Genomic DNA, 19,671 nt, shown 5'->3' with positions numbered 1-19,671 from the left:
GACCGGAAAGTTGCGGCGCGGAACCGATCGTGCCCCGTGGTGCGTCTAGGGGGTCGTGCAGCGTCAAGGCTCCATCGGCGGCGGCAGCGCCGCGATCCATGTCCGGGTGACGGGGGGTGTCCTCCTCGTCGCCCACCTGGCTCTGGCCGCCTGGCTGATGCTGCGACCCCTGGACGTGCCCTGGGTGACGCCCCCCAACCTGCACCCCCTCGCCGGCATCCGGGCCGACCTGGCCCTGGGCTGGCCGGAGGCGCTCAGACCGCTCGGCGAGGGCCTGGTACTGCTCGCTCCGCTGGGCGTGCTGCTGCCGATGGCCCACGGCAGACTCGCCGTCTCCCCCCTGTCCTCCCTGATCCGTACGACGGCGGCGGGTGCCCTGATCTCCGTCGGCATCGCCCTGCTGCAGACCGGTGTGCCCGGCAGGGTGGTGGACGTCGACTCGGTGCTGCTGAACGCCACGGGTGTGGCCCTGGCGCACCTGGCCGTCGTCCCGGCGGGCCGGGCCTGGCTGCGGCGGCGGGACGCGCGGGCGGACGCCGGGGCGGTGCCGTCCGTCAGCGTCCAGGAGGAGCTGTCTCAGGGGCGTACCCCGACGATTCCCAGGGTCGGCATGGCTCCGTAGAGTGACGCTTCGCCCCCTTCGTCTCCGTATCGTCGATAACAGCTGAAGTCGAACCGGCTGAAGCCGAACACGGCTGAACACAGCGATCCACGACTGACTACGGAGGAGCCCACATGACCGCCCTCGCCCGCCCGACCCATGGCCGCATGCTCGGCGGAGTGTGCGCAGCGCTGGCACGGCGCTTCGGTACCTCCGCCACGACCATGCGGGTGATCTTCCTGCTGTCCTGCCTGCTGCCGGGCCCGCAGTTCCTGCTCTACATAGCGCTGTGGATCCTGCTGCCGGCCGAGGACAGCACCCGCGCCACCGCGTGGTGACGAGCGCCGGCCGCAGGCCGAGACGCCGCTGGGGCGCTCCCGGACCGGCTTCGGGGCGCCCCAGCGCGACATGTGGCCGTCGGTCCAGTCGGCCGGCTCAGTCGAGCGCGAGCCCGTTCACCGGCAGGCCGTGCGTGGGCAGACCGTGCGTGGGCAGGCTCTGCACCGGAAGTCCGCCGAGCCGGCTGTGGAGCGGCCCGGTCGGCCCCCCCTTCAGCGCGTTCTGGATGGCCGGCTGTGCGGCGGTCACGCCGGTGCCCAGGGCGTTCTGCCCCCGGGACAGGGCGTCCTGACCCCGGGTCAGCGCGTCGGTGGCACCCGACTGCGTCCTGCCGGAGCTCTGGCCCGGCAGCGTGTGGGTGACGGCGTCCAGCGCCTGCGTGTCCGGGACGGCCGGTACGGCCGCGGCCGCGCTGGCCGCGCCGGCACCGAGGGCGGCGAATGCGGCACCGAGGGCGGCGACACCGAGGGTCTTGGCAGCAGAGTGCTTCATGGCGAATGCGTCCTTGCATGCGGAGACGGAAGATCGAAAGAGATCCGAGCGGTCCACGACCGTAAACATGCCGGACCACGCCCCGCAAACATCGAAATGCGGACGACCTGTGAAAACCCGTCCGCATTCCGGGCCCACGAGCCGGACGCTACTATCCTTCCTGGTCGACAGAACCACTGATGGAGGCCGTCTGCTGAAACAGCCATTCGGATTTCAGCTCTGCATATCCAGGCTTGATGACGTCATTGATCATCGCAAGGCGTTCATCAAATGGAATGAATGCTGATTTCATCGCATTGACGGCGAACCACTGCAGGTCGTCGAGTGTGTAACCGAACGCGTCGACGAGATGTGCGAACTCCTGGCTCATACCGGTGTGCGACATCAGCCGGTTGTCGGTGTTCACGGTGGCCCGGAAGTGCAGCCGGCGCAGCAACCCGATCGGGTGCTCGGCATAGGAGGACGCGGCCCCGGTCTGCAGGTTGGAGCTCGGACACAGCTCCAGCGGGATCCGCTTGTCGCGCACGTACGAGGCCAGTCGGCCGAGTGTGACCGAGCCGTCCTCGTGGACCTCGATGTCGTCGATGATCCGCACGCCGTGCCCCAGCCGGTCGGCACCGCACCACTGCAGCGCCTGCCAGATGGAGGGCAGCCCGAAGGCTTCGCCGGCGTGGATGGTGAAGTGGTTGTTCTCGCGCTTGAGGTACTCGAAGGCGTCCAGGTGGCGGGTGGGCGGGTGGCCCGCCTCGGCGCCGGCGATGTCGAAGCCGACCACGCCGGAGTCCCGGTAGTGGTTGGCGAGTTCGGCGATCTCCAGGGAGCGGGCGGCGTGCCGCATCGCGGTCAGCAGGGCGCCGACCCGGATCCGCCGGCCGTTCTCCCTGGCGAGCCGCTCACCCTGCCGGAACCCCTCGTTGACGGCCTCGACGACCTCTTCCAGGCTGAGCCCCTTGTCGAGATGCTGCTCGGGGGCGTACCGCACCTCGGCGTAGACGACGCCGTCCTCGGCGAGGTCCTCGGCGCACTCGCGGGCGACCCGCACCAGCGCGTCCCGGGTCTGCATCACGCCGACGGTGTGTCTGAAGGTCTCCAGATACCGTTCCAGCGAGCCGGAGTCGGCGGCCTCGCGGAACCAGATGCCCAGCTTGTCCGGATCGGTCTCGGGCAGTTCCGAGTAGCCGCTCTCGCGGGCGAGTTCGACGACGGTGCCCGGGCGGAGCCCGCCGTCGAGATGATCGTGCAGCAGAACCTTGGGCGCCCGGCGGATCTGGTCCATGGTCGGGGCGTGCCCTGTCGGTGCAGTCTGGCTCGTCATTTCCGCACTCTAACGCCTACGCGCGTAGAGCGGCTGCGGCACGCGACGACGGTTTTCCGCCGATACGCAACGGTGACCGCATGTACGGGTTTCGTACACCGCCCCTTCTGACACTGTTCTGTCATGGGACAGCAAGCTACGCCGGTCCGAACGGCCGGACTGGGAAGGGCCGTCGGACCGGTGCCGACGGCGGTGAGCGGAGCGGTCCTGCTGCTCCCCGGCGGGGAGGAGGTGTCCGCCCGCAGGCCGTCCCCCGTGTGGGCGGCGACCGCACTGCGCTCACTGGGCCGGCGTATCGCACGGGCGGGGCGCCCCGAGGGGCTGGCCGTGCACGGCGTGCGGTACCGCTACCGCGGCTGGAACGGGAGCGAGGCACACCTGGCGGCGGACGCCGAGTGGGCCGCCGACGAGGTCGTACGACGGTACGGGGACGTTCCCGTGTGCCTGGTCGGAGTGGACATGGGCGGACGGGCGGCACTGCGCGCCGGCGGCCATGAGGCCGTCAACTCGGTCGTCGCGCTGGCTCCCTGGCTGCCGGAGGACGATGTGGCCGCCCCCGCCGAGCCGGTGAAGCAGCTCGTGGGGCGGCGGGTGCTGATCGTGCACGGCACGAACGACCAACGGACCGATCCCGAGCTGTCGTTCCGGTTCGCGGCCCGGGCGAAGAAGGCCAACCGGGAGGTGTGCCGGTTCGAAGTCCACTCGGACGGCCACGGGTTGCACGGGCATCGCGACGAAGTGGTGTGCCTGGCCGTCGACTTCATGATGGGGGCGCTGTTCGGGCACTCCGTCTCGCGCCCCGTCGAGGACGCGCTCGCCGCTCCGCCGCCGATCGGGTTGCGGATGCCCCTGGCTGCGGGGTTCGGCAGGTCGTTGCACCGGTAGACCGGCCCTCAGCCCGGCAGCAGGTTGCCCCTTCTCGAGAGCAGGAACCGCTTGAAGGCCGCCACCGGTGGGGTGTCGGGGCGCTCCGCCAGCCAGGCCACACCGATCTCCCGTACCGCTCTTGGGGCCGTCACCGTCAGTTCCACGACACCGGGCCGCGGAACGGTCGGTGGAGGCAGCAGAGCCACCCCCAGTCCGGCCGCCACCAGACCCCGCAGCGTCTCGGCCTCCTCCCCCTCGAAGGCGACCCTCGGGCGGAAGCCGGCCTCGCGGCACAGGGCGTCGAAGATGCGGCGGAGCCCGTAGCCGGGCTCCAGGGTCACGAAGGTCTCCTCGGCCGCCTCGGCGAGGCGGATGCGGCGACGGGCGGCGAGGCGGTGCTCGGCGGGGACGACGAGGCGGAGCTTCTGCTCGTCGAGCCGGCGGGCCACCAGGTCCGGGGCGTCAGGGACCGGCGAGGTCAGACAGAGGTCCAGCTCCCCCGCCCGCAGCCGCTCGAGCATGGCCTCGCCGTAGTTCTGGACCAGGCTGAAGCGGACACGCGGGTGGTCGGCGCGGAAGGCGTGCAGCAGGCCGGGTACGGTCTCCGCCCCCATGGTGTGCAGGAAGCCGAAGGCGACCTTGCCGGTGGCCGGGTCGGCGTCGGCGCGCACCTCCTCGGCGGCCCGCTCGATCTCGGCGAGGGCGCGTTCGACGGAGGTGAGGAAGGTGCGGCCGGCGGGGGTCAGGGAGACCGTGCGGCCGTGCCGGGCGAACAGGTCGACCCCCAGGTCCTGCTCCAGCCGGGCCATCGCACGGGAGAGGGTGGACTGGGGGACGTTCAGCTCGTGGGCGGCCCGGGTGACGTGCTCGGTGCGGGCCACTCCGGCGAAGTACGCGAGGCGCGGAGCGAGCACCCTCGACATCTCAGACATGTCTTCTGTGTCACTGCCCGGTGACAGGCGGGCCCGGGAGCTGTGTTGATGCGCCATGGGAACGATTATGACGATTCCATGCATTGGACGCATGAGACGGCCCGTCCATACGGTCGAGGCATGTCTCCCGCCAGTACCGGGGCGTCCGGCACCGTGGACGCCGCCATGCCCGCCCCGTCCGTCGACTCCACGGCCTGCGACTCCCGGATGAGCCCGGGCGGCCCCGGCTACCGCCGGATGAGCCTCGCCCTCTTCCTCGCCGGAGTCGCGACCTTCGCCCTCCTGTACTCCACGCAGGCTCTGCTGCCGCTGATCTCCGGCGAGTTCGGGGTCCCGGCGAGCGAGGCGAGCTGGACCGTGGCGGCCGCGACCGGTGGGCTGGCCCTGTTCGTCCTGCCGATGAGCGCCCTGTCGGAGCGCTTCGGCCGCCGTACGGTGATGACGGCCTCGCTGGCCGTCGCGGTGACCGTGGGGCTGCTGGTGCCGTTCGCGCCGTCGATCGGCGCACTGGTGGTGCTGCGAGCGGTGCAGGGCGCGGCGCTGGCCGGTCTGCCGGCCTCGGCGCAGGCCTATCTGGCCGAGGAGGTCCGGCCGAAGGCGCTGGTCACGGCGATCGGGCTGTTCGTCGCGGGCAACAGCGTCGGCGGCATGAGCGGCCGCGTGATCACCGGCTGGGTGGCCCAGGAGTGGGGCTGGCGGGTCGCGGTCGGTGCGATCGGTGTGATCGCCGTCGGGTGCGCCGTCGCCTTCCGGCTGCTGCTGCCGGCGCCGAGGCACTTCACGGCGGGCTCGCTGCGGCCCCGGGTCCTGCTCGGCACGGTCCGTGCCCACCTCGCGAACCCGCTGCTGCGCCGCCTGTACGCGATCGGCGCGCTGTTCATGACGGTGTTCGGCGGTGTCTACACGGTGATCGGCTACCGGCTGACGGAGGCACCGTTCGGACTGCCGCAGGGAATCGCGGGCTCGATCTTCCTGGTCTACCTGGTGGGTACGGTCTCCGCGTCGGTGGCGGGCCGGCTGGTGGGCCGCCTCGGCCGCCGGGGCGCGCTGTACCTGGCGGGCGGTACGACGGCGGGGGGCCTGCTGCTCTCACTGGCACCCGCGCTGCCGCTGGTCCTGCTGGGCCTGGTGCTGATCACGGCGGGCTTCTTCGCGGGCCATGCCGTCGCCTCCTCGGCGGTCAGCAAGACGGCCCTCCACGGCCGCGCCCAGGCCTCGGCGCTGTACCAGTCCATGTACTACATCGGCTCCAGCGTCGGCAGCACGGTCGGCGCGACGGCCTTCCACGCGGAGGGCTGGGCCGGCACGGTGGGCGTGGGCCTGCTGGCGGTGGCGGGCGTGGTGACGATCACCGTTCTCGGTTCCGTGGCGGCCCGGCGCTCGGTCGTGGCCACGGCTCACTGAACCGGACAGCACCAGCCAAGTTGTGCGGCATACCATCCTTCACCTGCACGTTTCCGAACACCGGGCGCCATTGTCAGTGCCCTGCGGTAGCTTCCCAAGTGGCGCGAAGAAGCGCCGGAGACACGGCCACAGGGGTGGGTGGACGATGGGCGATGGCACGGCGACGGCGGACCTCGACGTCGCACTGGAGAAGCACCGGACCGAGCTGACCGGGTACTGCTACCGGATGCTCGGCTCCTCCTTCGAGGCCGAGGACGCGGTGCAGGACACCCTGGTGCGGGCCTGGCGGAGCTACGACAAGTTCGAGGGCCGCTCCTCGCTGCGTTCGTGGCTGTACCGGATCGCGACGAACGTGTGCCTGGACATGCTGACGGCGGGCAACAAGCGGGCACGCCCGATGGACCTGACGGAGTCGACGCCGCTCGCGCGGGCGGCGCTGTCGCCCCGCCCGGACCACACCTGGCTGGAGCCGGTGCCGGACGCGCGGGTGCTGCCGACGGTCGACGACCCGGCGGAGGCCGCCGTCGCGAAGGAGTCGGTCCGGCTCGCCTTCATGGCGGCCCTCCAGCAGCTGCCGCCCAAGCAGCGGGCGGTGCTGATCCTGCGCGAGGTGCTGGCCTGGAGGGCGAGCGAGGTCGCCGAGCTCCTGGACACCACGGTCGCCTCGGTCAACAGCGCGCTGCAGCGGGCGCGGGCCACGCTCGCCGAGCGCGCGGACGCGGCCCCCGAGGGCGCGGTGTCCGATCCTCTCGACGAGGAGCAGCAAAAACTCCTGGAGCGCTATGTCAAGGCGTTCGAGGGGTACGACATGACGGCGCTGACCGCGTTGCTCCACGAGGACGCCGTCATGACGATGCCGCCGTTCGACCTGTGGCTGCGCGGCCCGGCCGACATCACCGGTTTCATGACCACCCTCGGCGCCTCCTGCGCCGGCTCCCGGCTGCGCCCGGTGCAGGTCAACGGCCTGCCGGGCTTCGCCCACTACAAGCCGGACCCGGAGGACGGCGGATTCAGCCCCTGGGCGGTCCAGGTGCTGGAGCTGTCAGACGGCCGGATCACCGGTTTCCACTGCTTCCTCGACACCAAGCGCTGGTTCCCGCTCTTCGGCCTCCCCCTCCATCTGGAAGCGGAGCCCGACGAGATCGAGAAGGGCCGGTAGCGCGGGGTCGGGGGCGCGCAGCCGGATCCGCCCGCCTGCCCGGCGGGCGGCCAGCTCCAGCCGGGCCAGCAGGTCCACGACGGCCAGCCCCGGTGGCCCGAGCCCGCCCAGATCGCAGACGACGGCCCCGGCCCCGGTCGCTTCCAGCAGCGTCCGTACGTCATCGCACAGCCCCGCCACCTCGTCCCGGGTGACGGGGCCGCGCAGCACGAGCACGGCGGGGTTCTCGGCATCCACGACCGGTAGACCGGCGGGGCATGCGGAAATCATCGGGGCGCGGAGGCGGTGCCGGGGAGACCGGGTGTCAGTCGACGGGGAACTCGCCTGTGTCGATCGTGACGTCGAAGGGCGCCGGGAGCTTGATGGGATCGCCGAACTTCACCGCGCTGAGGACTCGGTAGACATCGCCCTTCGGCTCCCCGTACAGCGTCGCGGTGGGCCCTCCGGGGGCCCAGCGGTCGATGAGGAGGTAGAGCGGGATCCCGGCGGTGGCGTAGGCGGCGGGGTTGCTGACGCGGTCGTGGCGGGCGTTGGACTTGGAGGTCACCTCGACGACGAGTTCAGCGAGGGCGGCGGGGATGTGGGAGTCCGCTTCCGGGCGTTCCTGCACCGGCGTCACCAGCAGGTCCGGGATGAGCATGCCGAGACGTGCGGCACGGCGATCGCCAGGGTCTGGAAGATTTCCCAGTCCTCGGGGATCACGGAGTAGAGGCGACGCTGGATGCGGGCCGCGATGACGTTGTGGCGGAACGCGGGAGCAGGTGACACGGTGATGATCCCCTCGATGATCTCCACCTTGCTGCCCTCGGGCCATTCCATCTCCTCCCAGTACCGGACGAGATCGTCCCAGTTCTGGTCGGGGTCCTGGCTGACGGTGAGTGCGCTCACGGCGGTCTCCTATCGGTGCGTCACCGATCCCAGCATGCCGAACGGGACCGGTGGAGGTCCACCGATCCCGTTCACCCGAAAGGGAAAACACCTGGTCAGGCGATACGTTCCAGCACCACCGGCGACGGCGTGAAGTCGGTCCCCGGCGTCGCGATGTCGTAGGAGCCGTCGACTGCCTGCAGTGCGTACTCGAAGCGCTCCGGGGTGTCCGTGTGCAGGGTGAGGAGGGGCTGGCCCTCGGTCACGGTGTCGCCCGGCTTGGCGTGCATCTCGACGCCCGCGCCCGCCTGCACCGGGTCCTCCTTGCGCGCACGCCCCGCGCCCAGGCGCCAGGCGGCGACGCCGATGCCGTACGCGTCGAGGCGGGTCAGGACGCCAGAGGACGGGGCCTTGATCACGTGCTGCTCCTTCGAGGTGGGCAGCACGGCGTCCGGGTCGCCGCCCTGCGCCGCGATCATCCGGCGCCAGACGTCCATCGCCGAGCCGTCGGCCAGGGCCTTCGCCGGGTCGGCGTCCTTGATGCCGGCCGCGTCGAGCATCTCGCGGGCCAGGGCGATCGTCAGCTCGACCACGTCCGCGGGGCCGCCGCCGGCCAGGACCTCCACCGACTCGCGGACCTCCAGCGCGTTGCCCGCCGTCAGGCCGAGCGGGGTCGACATGTCCGTCAGGAGGGCCACCGTCTTCACGCCGTGGTCGGTGCCGAGGCCCACCATCGTGCTCGCCAGTTCGCGGGCGTCCTCGATCGTCTTCATGAAGGCGCCCGTGCCCACCTTCACGTCCAGGACCAGGCTGCCCGTGCCCTCGGCGATCTTCTTCGACATGATCGAGGAGGCGATCAGGGGGATCGCCTCGACCGTGCCGGTCACGTCGCGCAGGGCGTAGAGCTTCTTGTCCGCGGGAGCGAGGCCGTCGCCCGCCGCGCAGATCACCGCGCCGGTGGTGTCGAGGACGTGCAGCATCTCCTCGTTGGAGAGCAGGGCGCGCCAGCCCGGGATCGACTCCAGCTTGTCCAGGGTGCCGCCCGTGTGGCCGAGGCCCCGGCCGGAGAGCTGCGGGACCGCCGCGCCGCAGGCCGCGACCAGCGGTGCCAGGGGCAGCGTGATCTTGTCGCCGACGCCGCCGGTGGAGTGCTTGTCGGCGGTGGGGCGGGACAGGGCGGAGAAGTCCATGCGCTCGCCGGAGGCGATCATGGCCGCGGTCCAGCGGGCGATCTCGCGGCGGTTCATGCCGTTGAGCAGGATCGCCATGGCGAGCGCGGACATCTGCTCGTCGGCGACCTCGCCGCGGGTGTAGGCGTCGATGACCCAGTCGATCTGCTCGTCGGTCAGCTCGCCGCGGTCCCGCTTGGTGCGGATCACGGAGATGGCGTCCATGGCCATGGCTGATGGCTTCCTTCCGGGAGGTGCGAAGTGCGCGGCCCCCCTGCGAGCGGGGCAGGGGGGCCGTACGGCGTTACTTGGTGAGATGGTCCGGGCCGAAGGCCTGGGGCAGCATCTCGGAGAGCGCCAGGACGCCCGCGGGGGTGTCCAGGAGGAGGTCCGGGCCGCCGAACTCGTAGAGGAGCTGGCGGCAACGGCCGCAGGGCACCAGCAGGGCGCCGGTGCCGTCCACGCAGGTGAAGTGGGTGAGGCGGCCGCCGCCCGTGCGCTGCAGGTCCGAGACCAGACCGCACTCGGCGCACAGGCCGAGGCCGTAGGAGGCGTTCTCCACGTTGCAGCCGGTGACCGTGCGGCCGTCGTCGACCAGGGCCGCCACGCCGACCGGGTAGCCGGAGTAGGGGGCGTACGCGTGGGTCATCGCCTCGCGCGCCACCCCCCGCAGCGCCTCCCAGTCGAACCCGGCCGCTTCCTGCGTCACTTGCCCTGACCCTTCCGGTAGCGCATGCCGTCCGCCTTCGGCATCCGCAGGCGCTGCGCGGACAGCGACAGCACGAGCAGGGTGACGACGTACGGGGTGGCGCCCACGAAGTCGCTCGGGACCTCGTCGGTGAGCAGGTACCAGGCCAGCACCAGCGCGGCCACGACGAGGCTGATCGCGCCCTGCCACATCGAGGTGCGGTACAGCTTCCAGCCTGCGAGGGCGACGAGCAGGATGACCAGCAGGAGCAGCAGCGCGTGGACGGTCGGACCGCCGTTGCGCAGCTGGAGCGCGTCGGAGTAGCCGAACAGGCCCGCGCCCATCGCGAGGCCGCCCGGACGCCAGTTGCCGAAGATCATCGCCGCCAGGCCGATGTAGCCGCGGCCGCCGGTCTGGCCCTCGAGGTAGGTGTGCGAGGTGACCAGCGCGAGGAAGGCGCCGCCGAGGCCGGCGAGGCCGCCGGAGACGGCCACGGCCGCGTACTTGTACGTGTAGACGTTGACGCCGAGCGACTCGGCGGCCGTCGGGTTCTCGCCGCAGGAACGCAACCGCAGACCGAACGGAGTGCGCCACAGCAGCCACCAGCTGCCGACGAACAGCACCGCGGCCAGGATCGTGATCACGGACAGGTCGGTGATCAGACCGCCGATGATGCCGGCGAGGTCGGAGATCAGGAACCAGTGGTGGGTCTCGATCGAGTGCAGACCGCTGGAGAGGCCTGGCACGGTGACCTGCGGCAGCGGGTCCACCGGCGGGGACTGCTTCGGGTTGCCGCCGGCGTTGGCCGCGCTGCCGCCCGCGAAGAACAGTTTGGCGAGGTACTGGGTGGCGCCGAGCGCGAGCAGGTTGATCGCGACACCGGAGACGATGTGGTCCACGCCGAAGGTGACGGTGGCGACGGCGTGCAGCAGGCCGCCGAGGACGCCGAAGCCGATGCCGCACAGCAGGCCCAGCCAGGGGTTGGACTGCCAGCCGACCCAGCCGGCGCCGAAGGTGCCGAGGATCATCATGCCCTCGAGGCCGATGTTGACCACGCCGGAGCGCTCGGACCACAGACCGGCGAGACCGGCGAGGCCGATGGGTACGGCGAGGCCGAGCGCGGCGCTGACCTGCCCGGCGGAGTCGAGCTGGTTGGAGCCGGTGATCACGCGGACCGCGGCCAGAAGCAGCAGGGCACCCGCCACGAGCATGAGGATCTGGCCGAACGAGCGGCCCGAGCGCTGCGGCGCGCCCGCCGCCTTGGGCGCCGCGGGCGGCGGCGCGTCGGTCATCGTGGCAGTCATCACGCCACCTCCTGCTTCTTCGTCGGGGCGGCGGCCTGCGCGGCGAGTTCGGCGCCGACCTTCTGCTGCTGGCGCTTGAGGCCGTAGCGGCGTACGACCTCGTAGGCGATCACGACGCACAGGACGATGACGCCCTGGATGACGCCGAGGATCTCCTTGTCGTAGCCCTGGAACTCCAGGTGGTTGGTGGTGCGCTCGAGGAAGCCCCAGAGCAGGGCGCCGAGCGCGATGCCGATCGGGTGGTTGCGGCCGAGCAGCGCGATGGCGATACCGGTGAAGCCGATGCCGACCGGGAAGTCGTTGCTGTAGGCGTAGGAGTCGTTGAGCAGGGTCGGCATGCCGATCAGACCGGCCACCGCACCCGAGATGATCATGCTGGTGGCGATCATCTTCTTCACCGACACACCGCTCGCGGAGGCCGCGCTCTCGGACTGGCCGACGGTGCGCAGGTCGAAGCCGAAGCGGGTGCGGCCGAGCACGAACCAGTACGCGACACCGACGGCCACGGCGATGAAGATGAAGCCCCACAGCTCACCGGCCGGGCCGGTGTTGATGCTGAAGAAGTACGAGGACGACGGCAGCGGCTTGGTGGAGACGACGGTGCCGCCCTGTTCGAGCTGGGCCAGCTTCCCCGGCTGCAGCAGGTAGGCGATGATCGCGGTGGCGATCGAGTTCAGCATGATGGTCGAGATGACCTCGCTGACGCCCCGGGTCACCTTGAGGATGCCCGCGATGGCCGCCCACAGGGCACCGGTCGCCATTGCGCAGATCAGGATCAGCGGGATGGCGATCCAGCCGGGCACGGTCAGCGCGCCGCCGAGGACGGCGGCGAAGAACGCGGCGAGCCGGTACTGGCCGTCGACACCGATGTTGAACAGGTTCATCCGGAAGCCGATGGCCACCGAGACACCGGCCAGGTAGTACGTCGTCGCCTTGTTCAGGATGTAGACCTGGCTGTCGCTGGCGAAGCCGTAGGTCACCATGTCGCTGAACGCGTCGCCGGGGTTCTTGCCGGTCGCGAGGATCACCAGGGTGGTGACGAGGAGCGCGGCGACGATCGCCAGTACCGGCGCGGCGATGCCGAGGAGCAGCCGCTCCTTGTCGATCCGTGAGGTCAGCTTGTTCATCGCTCGTCGTCCTCTGTGTGCTCCAGGTGGCCGGTGGCCGCACCCGTCATGGCGGAGCCCAGCTCTTCGGGGGTGATGGTGGCGGGGTCGGCGTCGGCGACCAGGCGGCCGCGGTACATCACCCGCAGGGTGTCGGAGAGCCCGATCAGCTCGTCCAGGTCCGCGGAGATCAGCAGCACGGCCAGGCCCTCGCGGCGGGCCTCACGGATGTAGTCCCAGATCGCGGCCTGCGCGCCGACGTCCACACCGCGGGTGGGGTGGGCGGCGATGAGCAGCTTCGGGTTGTGGCTCATCTCCCGGCCGACGATCAGTTTCTGCTGGTTGCCGCCGGACAGCGAGGCCGCGGTCACGTCGATGCCGGGGGTGCGGACGTCGTACGCCTGCACGATCCGCTCGGTGTCGGTGCGGGCGGCCTTGATGTCGAGCAGCTGGCCGCGGGAGTTGGGCTTCTCGGTGACGTGGCCGAGGATGCGGTTCTCCCACAGCGGGGCTTCCAGCAGGAGACCGTGGCGGTGGCGGTCCTCGGGGATGTAGCCGATACCGGCCTCGCGGCGGTCGCGGGTGTGGGTGCGGGAGATGTCGGTGCCGTCGAGGGTGACGACACCGGCGTCGGGGTGGCGCATGCCCATGATCGCCTCGACCAGCTCGGACTGGCCGTTGCCCTCCACACCGGCGATGCCGAGGACCTCGCCCTTGTGGATGGTGAGCGAGATCTGGTCCAGGATGATCCGCTCGATGCCCTCCAGGTCGGTCTGCGCGAGGTGCAGCCCCTCCACCTTCAGCATCGGGACGTCCGTGACGGTGGACTCCGCGGTCTGCGGGGTGGGCAGTTCGGCGCCGACCATCAGCTCGGCGAGCTGCTTGGGCGTGGTGCCCTTCGGCGAGACGGTGCCGACGGTGGTGCCGCGCCGGATGACGGTGATCTCGTCGGCGACCGACAGCACCTCGCCCAGCTTGTGGGAGATGAAGATGACGGTGAGGCCCTCGGACTTCAGCTCACGCAGGTTGTCGAAGAGCGCGTCGACCTCCTGCGGCACGAGCACGGCCGTCGGCTCGTCCAGGATGAGGGTCTTGGCGCCGCGGTAGAGGACCTTGAGGATCTCCACGCGCTGGCGGTCGGCGACGCCCAGCTCCTCCACGAGCACGTCCGGGCGGACGTTCAGGCCGTACGCGTCGGAGATCTCCTTGATCTTGGTACGGGCCTTGTTGCCGATGCCGTACAGCTTCTCCGCGCCGAGGACGACGTTCTCCAGCACGGTGAGGTTGTCGGCGAGCATGAAGTGCTGGTGCACCATGCCGATGCCGCGGGCGATGGCGTCGCCGGGATTGTGGAAGGTGACCTGCTCGCCGTTGACCGTGATGGTGCCCTCGTCCGGCTGCTGCATGCCGTAGAGGATCTTCATCAGGGTGGACTTGCCGGCGCCGTTCTCACCGCACAGGGCGTGGACGGTGCCTGCGCGGACCGTGATGTCGATGTCGCGGTTGGCGACGACGCCGGGGAAACGCTTGGTGATGCCGCGCAGTTCGACGGCAGCGGGAGGGCTGGACGCGTTGATGGCGCACTCTCCTCGGGGGAAGGGGCTGCATGGGGGAGGTGGCGGGCGTCGGCGACGCTAGCGCGGCAACTCCGCGCTACACGCGTAGAGTTGACACATTGTTATGGCTCGGCGGGGGCGACCGGAGGCGCCCCAGCGCCGAGCCTCAAGTCCCGCGGTACGGCCGGACCGTCGGTTCGACGGTCCGGCCGTACCGGTCGGGTCACGGGGTCGTCTTGACCTTGATCTGGCCGTCGACGATCTTCTTCTTCGCCGCGTCCAGCTTGGGCTGGATGTCGTCGATGAAGCCACCGCTGGTGGCCAGCGAGACACCGTTCTTGGCGAGGGAGTAGGCGTTGAGGCCGGTCAGCGGCTTGCCGTCGTGCACGGACTTGATGAAGTCGTAGACACCGACGTCGACGTTCTTGACCATGGAGGTCAGGATCGAGTTCTTGTACTTGGCCAGACCCGGGATGTTGTACTGGTCCGAGTCCACGCCGATGGCCCAGGTGCCCTTCTTGCCGCTGATGGCCTCGATGGCACCGTTGCCGGAGGAGCCGGCCGCCGAGTAGATCACGTCGGCGCCGTTGTCCAGCATGCCCTGCGCGGCCGCCTTGCCCTTGTCGGGGCTGGCGAAGCCGGAGAAGTCCGAGCCGTGGCTCAGGTACTGGGTGTCGACCTTGATCTTCGGGTCGGTGGCCTTGGCGCCCTGGACGTAACCCGCCTCGAACTTCTTGATCAGCGGGACGTCGACGCCGCCGATGAAGCCGATGTGGTGCGCCTTGCTCTTCAGCGCCGCGGCGACACCGGCGAGGTAGGAGCCCTGCTCCTCGGTGAAGGTGATGCTGTCGGCGTTCTTCGCGTTCACGACCGAGTCGACGATGCCGAAGCTGGTCTTGGGGTACTGCTTCGCGATCTTGTCGACGGCCGAGGCGTAGGAGAAACCGACCGCCACGATCGGGTTGTACCCCGCCTGCGCCAGGTCCGACAGGCGCTGCTCGCGGTCGGCCTCGGTGTCGGAGGTCTTGGCGGTCAGCTCCTTGATGGAACCGCCGAACTCCTTCTCGGCCTTGTCGGCGCCGCGCGCGGCGGAGTCGTTGAAGGAACGGTCACCACGGCCGCCGACGTCGTAGGCCAGACCGATCTTGATGCCGCCCTTGGCACCGCCCGAGGACGAGGGCGAGGCGTTGTTGTCGGAGGACGTGCTGCCACACGCGGTGGCAGTCATGGCGAGTGCTGCGGTCGCGACTGCCGCAGCGGAAAGCTTGGCTACCCGGCGCACGGGAGGCTCCTTCACCTGACCTGAGCGCCGTGTCGGCGCTTGATGTGAGCACCATGCCAGTGCTCGAGCCGGAACGCCCCGACGGCGTTGGCTTCGCGGCATCGTAACGCGCGTAGATGTCGCAAAAAACCCCCTCTCGAAGCCGTTATCGATTCGAGGCAAACACTGCCTGAACTCGGGATCTCACCCCGTCTCAGGGCGTTGTCGCACTCCGTGAACGAATGGCTTACGGGCGTGTTGCGCCGGCCAGGGGAAGGCCCCCAGGTCCTCACCAGCGGGGGCCGCGCGCTCATTCCTGCACCGCGCTCATTCCTGGACCCCGTTCGGCTCCAGGAAGGCCGCCGCCGTGAACATCTCCACACCGACCGTGATCGCGTCCTCGTCGGCGTCGAAGTCACCCTGGTGAAGATCGCGCACGGTGCGCTCGCCCGGCCGGCGTACGCCGAGGCGGGCCATGGCGCCCGGCACGTTCTCCAGGTACCAGGAGAAGTCCTCGCCGCCGAGGCTCTGCTCGGTGCTCTCGACGGCGTCCCGGCCGCGGCGCGCGGCCATCGCCCGGCGCAGCAGTTCGGTGGACTCCCGGTCGTTGACGACGGGCGGGACCCCGCGGACGTAGGTGATCTCGGACTTGGCGCGGTGCAGGGTGGCGACCTCGTCGATGGCCGCGTGCACGATGTCGGGGGCCTGCCGCCAGGCCTCCAGGTCCAGGCAGCGGACCGTGCCGGACAGCTCGGCGTGCTGCGGGATGACGTTCGGCGCGTGGCCCGATTCGATCCGGCCCCAGGTGAGGGCGAGGCCGGCGCGGGTGTCGACGCGACGGCCGATCACCGCGGGCACGTCGACGGCGACCCGGGCGGCGGCGGTGACCAGGTCGGTGGTCAGATGGGGGCGGGCGGTGTGTCCGCCGGGGCCGTCGAGGGCGATCTCCAGCCGGTCGCACGCGCTGGTGATCGGGCCGTGCCGCAGTCCGATCTTCCCGGCGTCCACCCGGGGGTCGCAGTGCACGGCGAGGATCCGCCCGACCCCGCTCAGCACCCCGTCCTCGATGGCGTCCAGCGCGCCGCCGGGCAGCACCTCCTCGGCGGCCTGGAAGATCAGCCGCACCGGCCGGGGCAGCAGTCCCTTGGCGTGCAGGTCGGCGAGGACCAGCCCGGTGCCGAGCACGACGGTCGTGTGCACGTCGTGACCGCACGCGTGCGCACGGTCCGGCACGGTCGACTGGTACGGGCAGTCACTCTTGGTGTCCGGGATGGGCAGGGCGTCGATGTCCGCGCGCAGCGCCAGCAGGGGTACGGCCGACCGCCGGCCCTCCGCCAGACCGATGTCGCACACGAGTCCGGTTCCCTTGGCGAGCACCCGGGGCCGAAGCCCCGCCAGTTCCAGCCGCTCCTTGATCGCGGCGGTCGTGCGGAACTCCTGATTGCCCAGCTCAGGGTGCATGTGCAAGTCGCGACGGAAGGCGACGAGTTCGGCGTGCAGGGCTTCGCTCAGCACGCCGGGGAGCACATCCCCCGCGAGGCCGGCCTCGGACTCTAGGGACATCAATTGCTTCACCCTCTGAAGGGTAGGACGCCCGGCTGGTCAACTACCCCTCGATCAACAAAACTTCAGCCCGTTAGGGGAATAAAATCTGACCGGCGGACGCATGACGGCGGACACTGGTGGGTAAGACATCCGTTTCCTCTTCCACGCATACCACGCCTTGCCGCACTCACGCGCGCCGTGTCCAGGAACCGGACCCCGCTTAGCGGTCCCGAACGGCAGGGTCCGCGCACGTGACGGACGCGACCGAGACCTTCCTCCAGACGACCCGCACCTCCTACGACGCGATCGCCAAGGATTACGCCACCCAGTTCCCGGCCGGCGGCCGGCATCCCCTGGACCACAGTCTGATCACCGCCTTCGCCGAGCTGGTCACGCGAGGCGGCACGGCCCCCGTGGCGGACCTGGGCAGCGGCCCCGCTCCGGAGTGCGCCACTCACCGGGGCTCTGACGGAGGCCGGGCTGGAGCTGGTGGCCACGCTGCGGCGGGAGCCGGACGGGCAGGAGACGCGGGCGCGGGCGTTTACCCTGGCCCGCAGCCCGGCGGCGCAGCCTGAGCCCCTGGCCGGGCGGCCGCCGCAGGGGGGCACCGGTGGAGTGTGCGCTTCCCGGTGCCGTTGCGGGCGGGCCGGGGCGACGTCCCGGCACCGCGCTGAAGGAGCACGCCCGCGGGCTGAAGACGGCGGCCCGCCGTACCCCGGCCGCCGAGAAGGCGGCGCAGCGGCGGCGGACGAGCTCGCGAAGATCGCCTACACGCAGGAGCCGGACCGGATCAGGGCCGAGCGCGTCCAGGCGGTGGTCCGGGCCGAGGTGCCCGGCACCGGACGGCTCGCCTGCCGGCAGCGCGACCCGGCACCGGTTCGTTCCGGGCGGCGCGGCGCTCTCCGTCAGGCCATCGCGACCGCGGCCAGCCGGTGGACGTCCCGCGCCGTCCCCGTCACGCCCGACAGGAAGCCCTGGGCCCGGGGCGAGGCGGTCTCCGTCAGCCAGGTGGGGTCGATGTCGCACACCGCGACGCGGACACCCGTGCCGGTGAGGGCCAGGGGGAGGGTGTGGACGACCGTCGACGGGAAGCTGAGGATCGTACGGCCGATCGGGCCGCGGCGGGCGATCAGCTCCAGGGGGAGGTCCGGTCGGACTATCTCCAGGCCGGTCTCGGCGGCGAGGCGGTGGAGCTTGTCCGCGCTCTCGCGGCGGTGCGCGAAGTAGCGTGTCGCGCCGTGGGCCTTGGCCAGGGTGCGGACGGCGTCCAGATAGCGGTCGCCGTCCACGACTCCCGTCTCCACCAGGGACGTTCCCACCATGTCCGCGCTCTTGGTGATGCGCGGCGGCCCGAAGCGGGCGCGGGTCCAGGAGAAGTCGTTGGCCGTGACCGTCACCCCGTCCGGGGTCTCGGTCACCGGCATGGAGGAGAAGACCTCGACCCGGCGGCGGGAGCTCGGCGTCAGCCGGCGGCGGGCCGAGGAGGACACCGGGGCGAAGAGGAGGTCCCTCGCCCCGGGGCGGCCGCCCTTGCGGTGCCAGCGGACCAGCCGCTCGCCGCGGGCCAGCTGGGCGACGAACTCCATGGTGGCCGTGCCGTCGTCGACGACCACCAGGTCGCGGGCGCGGGTGATGGTCAGCAGCAGTTGTACATAGCGGGAGAACGGGTCCCCCATGACGATCCGGTCGACCCGGCGAAGGGGCCCCGCCAGACCGCCGATCGTCGAGAAGGGCGCGGCGGGCCCGCCCCGCGCCTCCTCCCAGCGCACCCGGTACCCCTCGTCCCGGGCCAGGTCGGCCATGCGGCGCAGCTGGCCCCGGGTCATGGGGTCGGTCGGGGACAGCACGACGACCGTGAGCTCCGCGCCGGCCTGCGGCGAGTCGCCGGCCACCGTCCGGCGCACCTGCGCGGGCACGGACGGAAGCGGGTCCGCGCCGGGCAGCGGGTCCGTGTGCGCACCGCGCAGGCCTTGCAGATGCGCCCACTCCAGCACGTTCAGCAGCTGGACCGGGCTCTCCACGAAGGCGAGCGTGCGGGGAGGGTGGCCGGCGTGACCGGCGCGGGGGCTCATCGGCGTACGACCGTCCCGTCGTAAGGCAGTCAAGAGGCCGGTGGTCAGACCGTGACCGGCTCGCCCGCCGCCGCGGCGATCTCCGCCTCGGCGACGGCACCGGCGACGCGGCGCAGCTTCTTCATCGGGCCGAGCTCGGAGTCGTAGACCTTCTTGACACCGTCACCGAGGGAGGCCTCGATGGTGCGGATGTCGCGGACGAGGCGCTGAAGGCCCTGCGGCTCGACGGAGGCGGCCTGGTCGGAGCCCCACATGGCGCGGTCCAGGGTGATGTGACGCTCGACGAAGGTCGCCCCGAGCGCGACCGCGGCGAGGGTGGTCTGCAGGCCGGTCTCGTGGCCGGAGTAGCCGATCGGAACGTTCGGGTACTCCTTCTCCAGCGTGTTGATCACGCGGAGGTTCAGCTCCTCGGCCTTCGCCGGGTAGGTCGACGTGGCGTGGCACATCAGGATGTTGTCGCTGCCCAGGACCTCGACCGCGTGACGGATCTGCTTCGGGGTGGACATGCCGGTGGAGAGGATGACCGCGCGGCCGGTGGCGCGCAGGGCGCGCAGCAGCTCGTCGTCGGTCAGGGAGGCGGAGGCCACCTTGTGGGCGGGGACGTCGAACTTCTCCAGGAAGGCGACGGCCTCGGTGTCCCACGGGGAGGCGAACCAGTCGATCCCCTTCTCCTTGCAGTACTCGTCGATCTGGCGGTACTCGTCCTCACCGAACTCCACGCGGTGGCGGTAGTCGATGTAGGTCATCCGGCCCCAGGGGGTGTCGCGCTCGATGTCCCACTGGTCGCGCGGCGTGCAGATCTCCGGGGTGCGCTTCTGGAACTTGACGGCGTCGCAGCCGGCCTCGGCGGCCACGTCGATCAGCTTGAAGGCGTTCTCCAGCTCACCGTTGTGGTTGATGCCGATCTCGCCGCAGATGTAGACGGGCTTGCCGGGGCCGACCTCGCGGGAACCGAACGTACGCAGACGGGAGTTGGTGCTCATCAGGGGGATGT

19 protein-coding genes and 1 pseudogene are annotated in these 19,671 nt (G+C 70.9%); 6 read left to right on the top strand and 14 right to left on the bottom strand.

Annotated features, from left to right (window positions below; translation table 11 throughout):
* Positions 1-55: 55 nt before the first annotated feature.
* The gene (locus ABZ919_RS07240; protein ID WP_361243707.1) at positions 56-622 is read left to right on the top strand and encodes a VanZ family protein; all 567 of its coding nucleotides are present in this window, start codon (positions 56-58) and stop codon (positions 620-622) included.
* Between the two features lie 113 nt (positions 623-735).
* Positions 736-939 carry a PspC domain-containing protein gene (locus ABZ919_RS07235; RefSeq protein WP_361243705.1) on the top strand — a complete coding sequence of 68 codons (204 nt, stop codon included), beginning with the start codon at positions 736-738 and terminating at the stop codon, positions 937-939.
* A gap of 97 nt (positions 940-1,036) precedes the next feature.
* On the opposite strand, the gene ABZ919_RS07230 is transcribed toward ABZ919_RS07235, so the two are convergent.
* Positions 1,037-1,432, bottom strand: coding sequence for an ATP-binding protein (locus tag ABZ919_RS07230; protein WP_361243703.1), 396 nt, complete (start codon positions 1,430-1,432; stop codon positions 1,037-1,039).
* 151 nt (positions 1,433-1,583) lie between these two features.
* The gene (locus ABZ919_RS07225; protein WP_361243701.1) at positions 1,584-2,747 is read right to left on the bottom strand and encodes an adenosine deaminase; all 1,164 of its coding nucleotides are present in this window, start codon (positions 2,745-2,747) and stop codon (positions 1,584-1,586) included.
* A 123-nt stretch (positions 2,748-2,870) separates the two neighbouring features.
* Here ABZ919_RS07225 and ABZ919_RS07220 point away from each other — a divergent pair, with 123 nt between their 5' ends.
* Complete coding sequence (locus tag ABZ919_RS07220) at positions 2,871-3,632, top strand: alpha/beta hydrolase (protein WP_361243700.1); 762 nt, start codon at positions 2,871-2,873, stop codon at positions 3,630-3,632.
* 8 nt (positions 3,633-3,640) lie between these two features.
* Here the strand turns inward: ABZ919_RS07220 and ABZ919_RS07215 are convergent, their stop codons facing one another.
* The gene (locus tag ABZ919_RS07215) at positions 3,641-4,603 is read right to left on the bottom strand and encodes a LysR family transcriptional regulator (protein ID WP_361243698.1); all 963 of its coding nucleotides are present in this window, start codon (positions 4,601-4,603) and stop codon (positions 3,641-3,643) included.
* Positions 4,604-4,666: 63 nt separating this feature from the next.
* On the opposite strand from ABZ919_RS07215, the gene ABZ919_RS07210 reads away from it, so the two are divergent.
* Positions 4,667-5,950: an MFS transporter gene (locus ABZ919_RS07210; protein WP_361243696.1), complete on the top strand. Its 1,284-nt coding sequence runs from the start codon at positions 4,667-4,669 to the stop codon at positions 5,948-5,950.
* 145 nt (positions 5,951-6,095) lie between these two features.
* Positions 6,096-7,109, top strand: a complete 1,014-nt coding sequence (locus tag ABZ919_RS07205) for a sigma-70 family RNA polymerase sigma factor (protein WP_361243694.1) — start codon at positions 6,096-6,098, stop codon at positions 7,107-7,109.
* Here ABZ919_RS07205 and ABZ919_RS07200 read toward each other — a convergent pair.
* The 9 genes and pseudogenes from ABZ919_RS07200 to ABZ919_RS07160 form a co-directional block, all read right to left on the bottom strand.
* The gene (locus ABZ919_RS07200; RefSeq protein WP_361243693.1) at positions 6,993-7,379 is read right to left on the bottom strand and encodes an STAS domain-containing protein; all 387 of its coding nucleotides are present in this window, start codon (positions 7,377-7,379) and stop codon (positions 6,993-6,995) included. The genes ABZ919_RS07205 and ABZ919_RS07200 overlap by 117 nt on opposite strands.
* Before the next feature lie 34 nt (positions 7,380-7,413).
* Positions 7,414-7,997, bottom strand: a pseudogene (locus ABZ919_RS07195) (Uma2 family endonuclease).
* Between the two features lie 95 nt (positions 7,998-8,092).
* Positions 8,093-9,376: a thymidine phosphorylase gene (locus ABZ919_RS07190; protein WP_361243691.1), complete on the bottom strand. Its 1,284-nt coding sequence runs from the start codon at positions 9,374-9,376 to the stop codon at positions 8,093-8,095.
* Positions 9,377-9,449: 73 nt separating this feature from the next.
* On the bottom strand, positions 9,450-9,854 hold the full coding sequence (locus tag ABZ919_RS07185; protein ID WP_361243689.1) for a cytidine deaminase: 405 nt from the start codon (positions 9,852-9,854) through the stop codon (positions 9,450-9,452).
* Positions 9,851-11,137: an ABC transporter permease gene (locus ABZ919_RS07180; RefSeq protein ID WP_361243687.1), complete on the bottom strand. Its 1,287-nt coding sequence runs from the start codon at positions 11,135-11,137 to the stop codon at positions 9,851-9,853. The genes ABZ919_RS07185 and ABZ919_RS07180 overlap by 4 nt, the downstream gene beginning before the upstream one ends.
* Positions 11,137-12,264, bottom strand: coding sequence for an ABC transporter permease (locus ABZ919_RS07175; RefSeq protein WP_361243685.1), 1,128 nt, complete (start codon positions 12,262-12,264; stop codon positions 11,137-11,139). Before ABZ919_RS07175 ends, ABZ919_RS07180 begins: the two co-directional genes overlap by 1 nt.
* On the bottom strand, positions 12,261-13,787 hold the full coding sequence (locus ABZ919_RS07170) for an ABC transporter ATP-binding protein (protein ID WP_361244085.1): 1,527 nt from the start codon (positions 13,785-13,787) through the stop codon (positions 12,261-12,263). Before ABZ919_RS07170 ends, ABZ919_RS07175 begins: the two co-directional genes overlap by 4 nt.
* 235 nt (positions 13,788-14,022) lie before the next feature.
* Complete coding sequence (locus ABZ919_RS07165; RefSeq protein WP_361243683.1) at positions 14,023-15,081, bottom strand: BMP family ABC transporter substrate-binding protein; 1,059 nt, start codon at positions 15,079-15,081, stop codon at positions 14,023-14,025.
* A 306-nt stretch (positions 15,082-15,387) separates the two neighbouring features.
* Complete coding sequence (locus ABZ919_RS07160; protein ID WP_361243681.1) at positions 15,388-16,623, bottom strand: amidohydrolase; 1,236 nt, start codon at positions 16,621-16,623, stop codon at positions 15,388-15,390.
* Between the two features lie 233 nt (positions 16,624-16,856).
* On the opposite strand from ABZ919_RS07160, the gene ABZ919_RS07155 reads away from it, so the two are divergent.
* Positions 16,857-17,180 carry a hypothetical protein gene (locus ABZ919_RS07155; RefSeq protein ID WP_361243679.1) on the top strand — a complete coding sequence of 108 codons (324 nt, stop codon included), beginning with the start codon at positions 16,857-16,859 and terminating at the stop codon, positions 17,178-17,180.
* Between the two features lie 330 nt (positions 17,181-17,510).
* Here ABZ919_RS07155 and ABZ919_RS07150 read toward each other — a convergent pair whose 3' ends face one another.
* The gene (locus tag ABZ919_RS07150; RefSeq protein WP_361243678.1) at positions 17,511-18,677 is read right to left on the bottom strand and encodes a hypothetical protein; all 1,167 of its coding nucleotides are present in this window, start codon (positions 18,675-18,677) and stop codon (positions 17,511-17,513) included.
* Between the two features lie 44 nt (positions 18,678-18,721).
* Positions 18,722-19,660: an N-acetylneuraminate synthase family protein gene (locus tag ABZ919_RS07145; protein ID WP_361243676.1), complete on the bottom strand. Its 939-nt coding sequence runs from the start codon at positions 19,658-19,660 to the stop codon at positions 18,722-18,724.
* Between the last annotated feature and the right edge of the window lie 11 nt (positions 19,661-19,671).

The organism is Streptomyces sp. NPDC046759, from assembly GCF_040645475.1.
Taxonomy (GTDB): Bacteria; Actinomycetota; Actinomycetes; order Streptomycetales; family Streptomycetaceae; genus Streptomyces.
The sequence above is the reverse complement of the archived record's forward strand: the minus strand, read 5'-3'. Positions and strand labels throughout refer to the sequence as shown.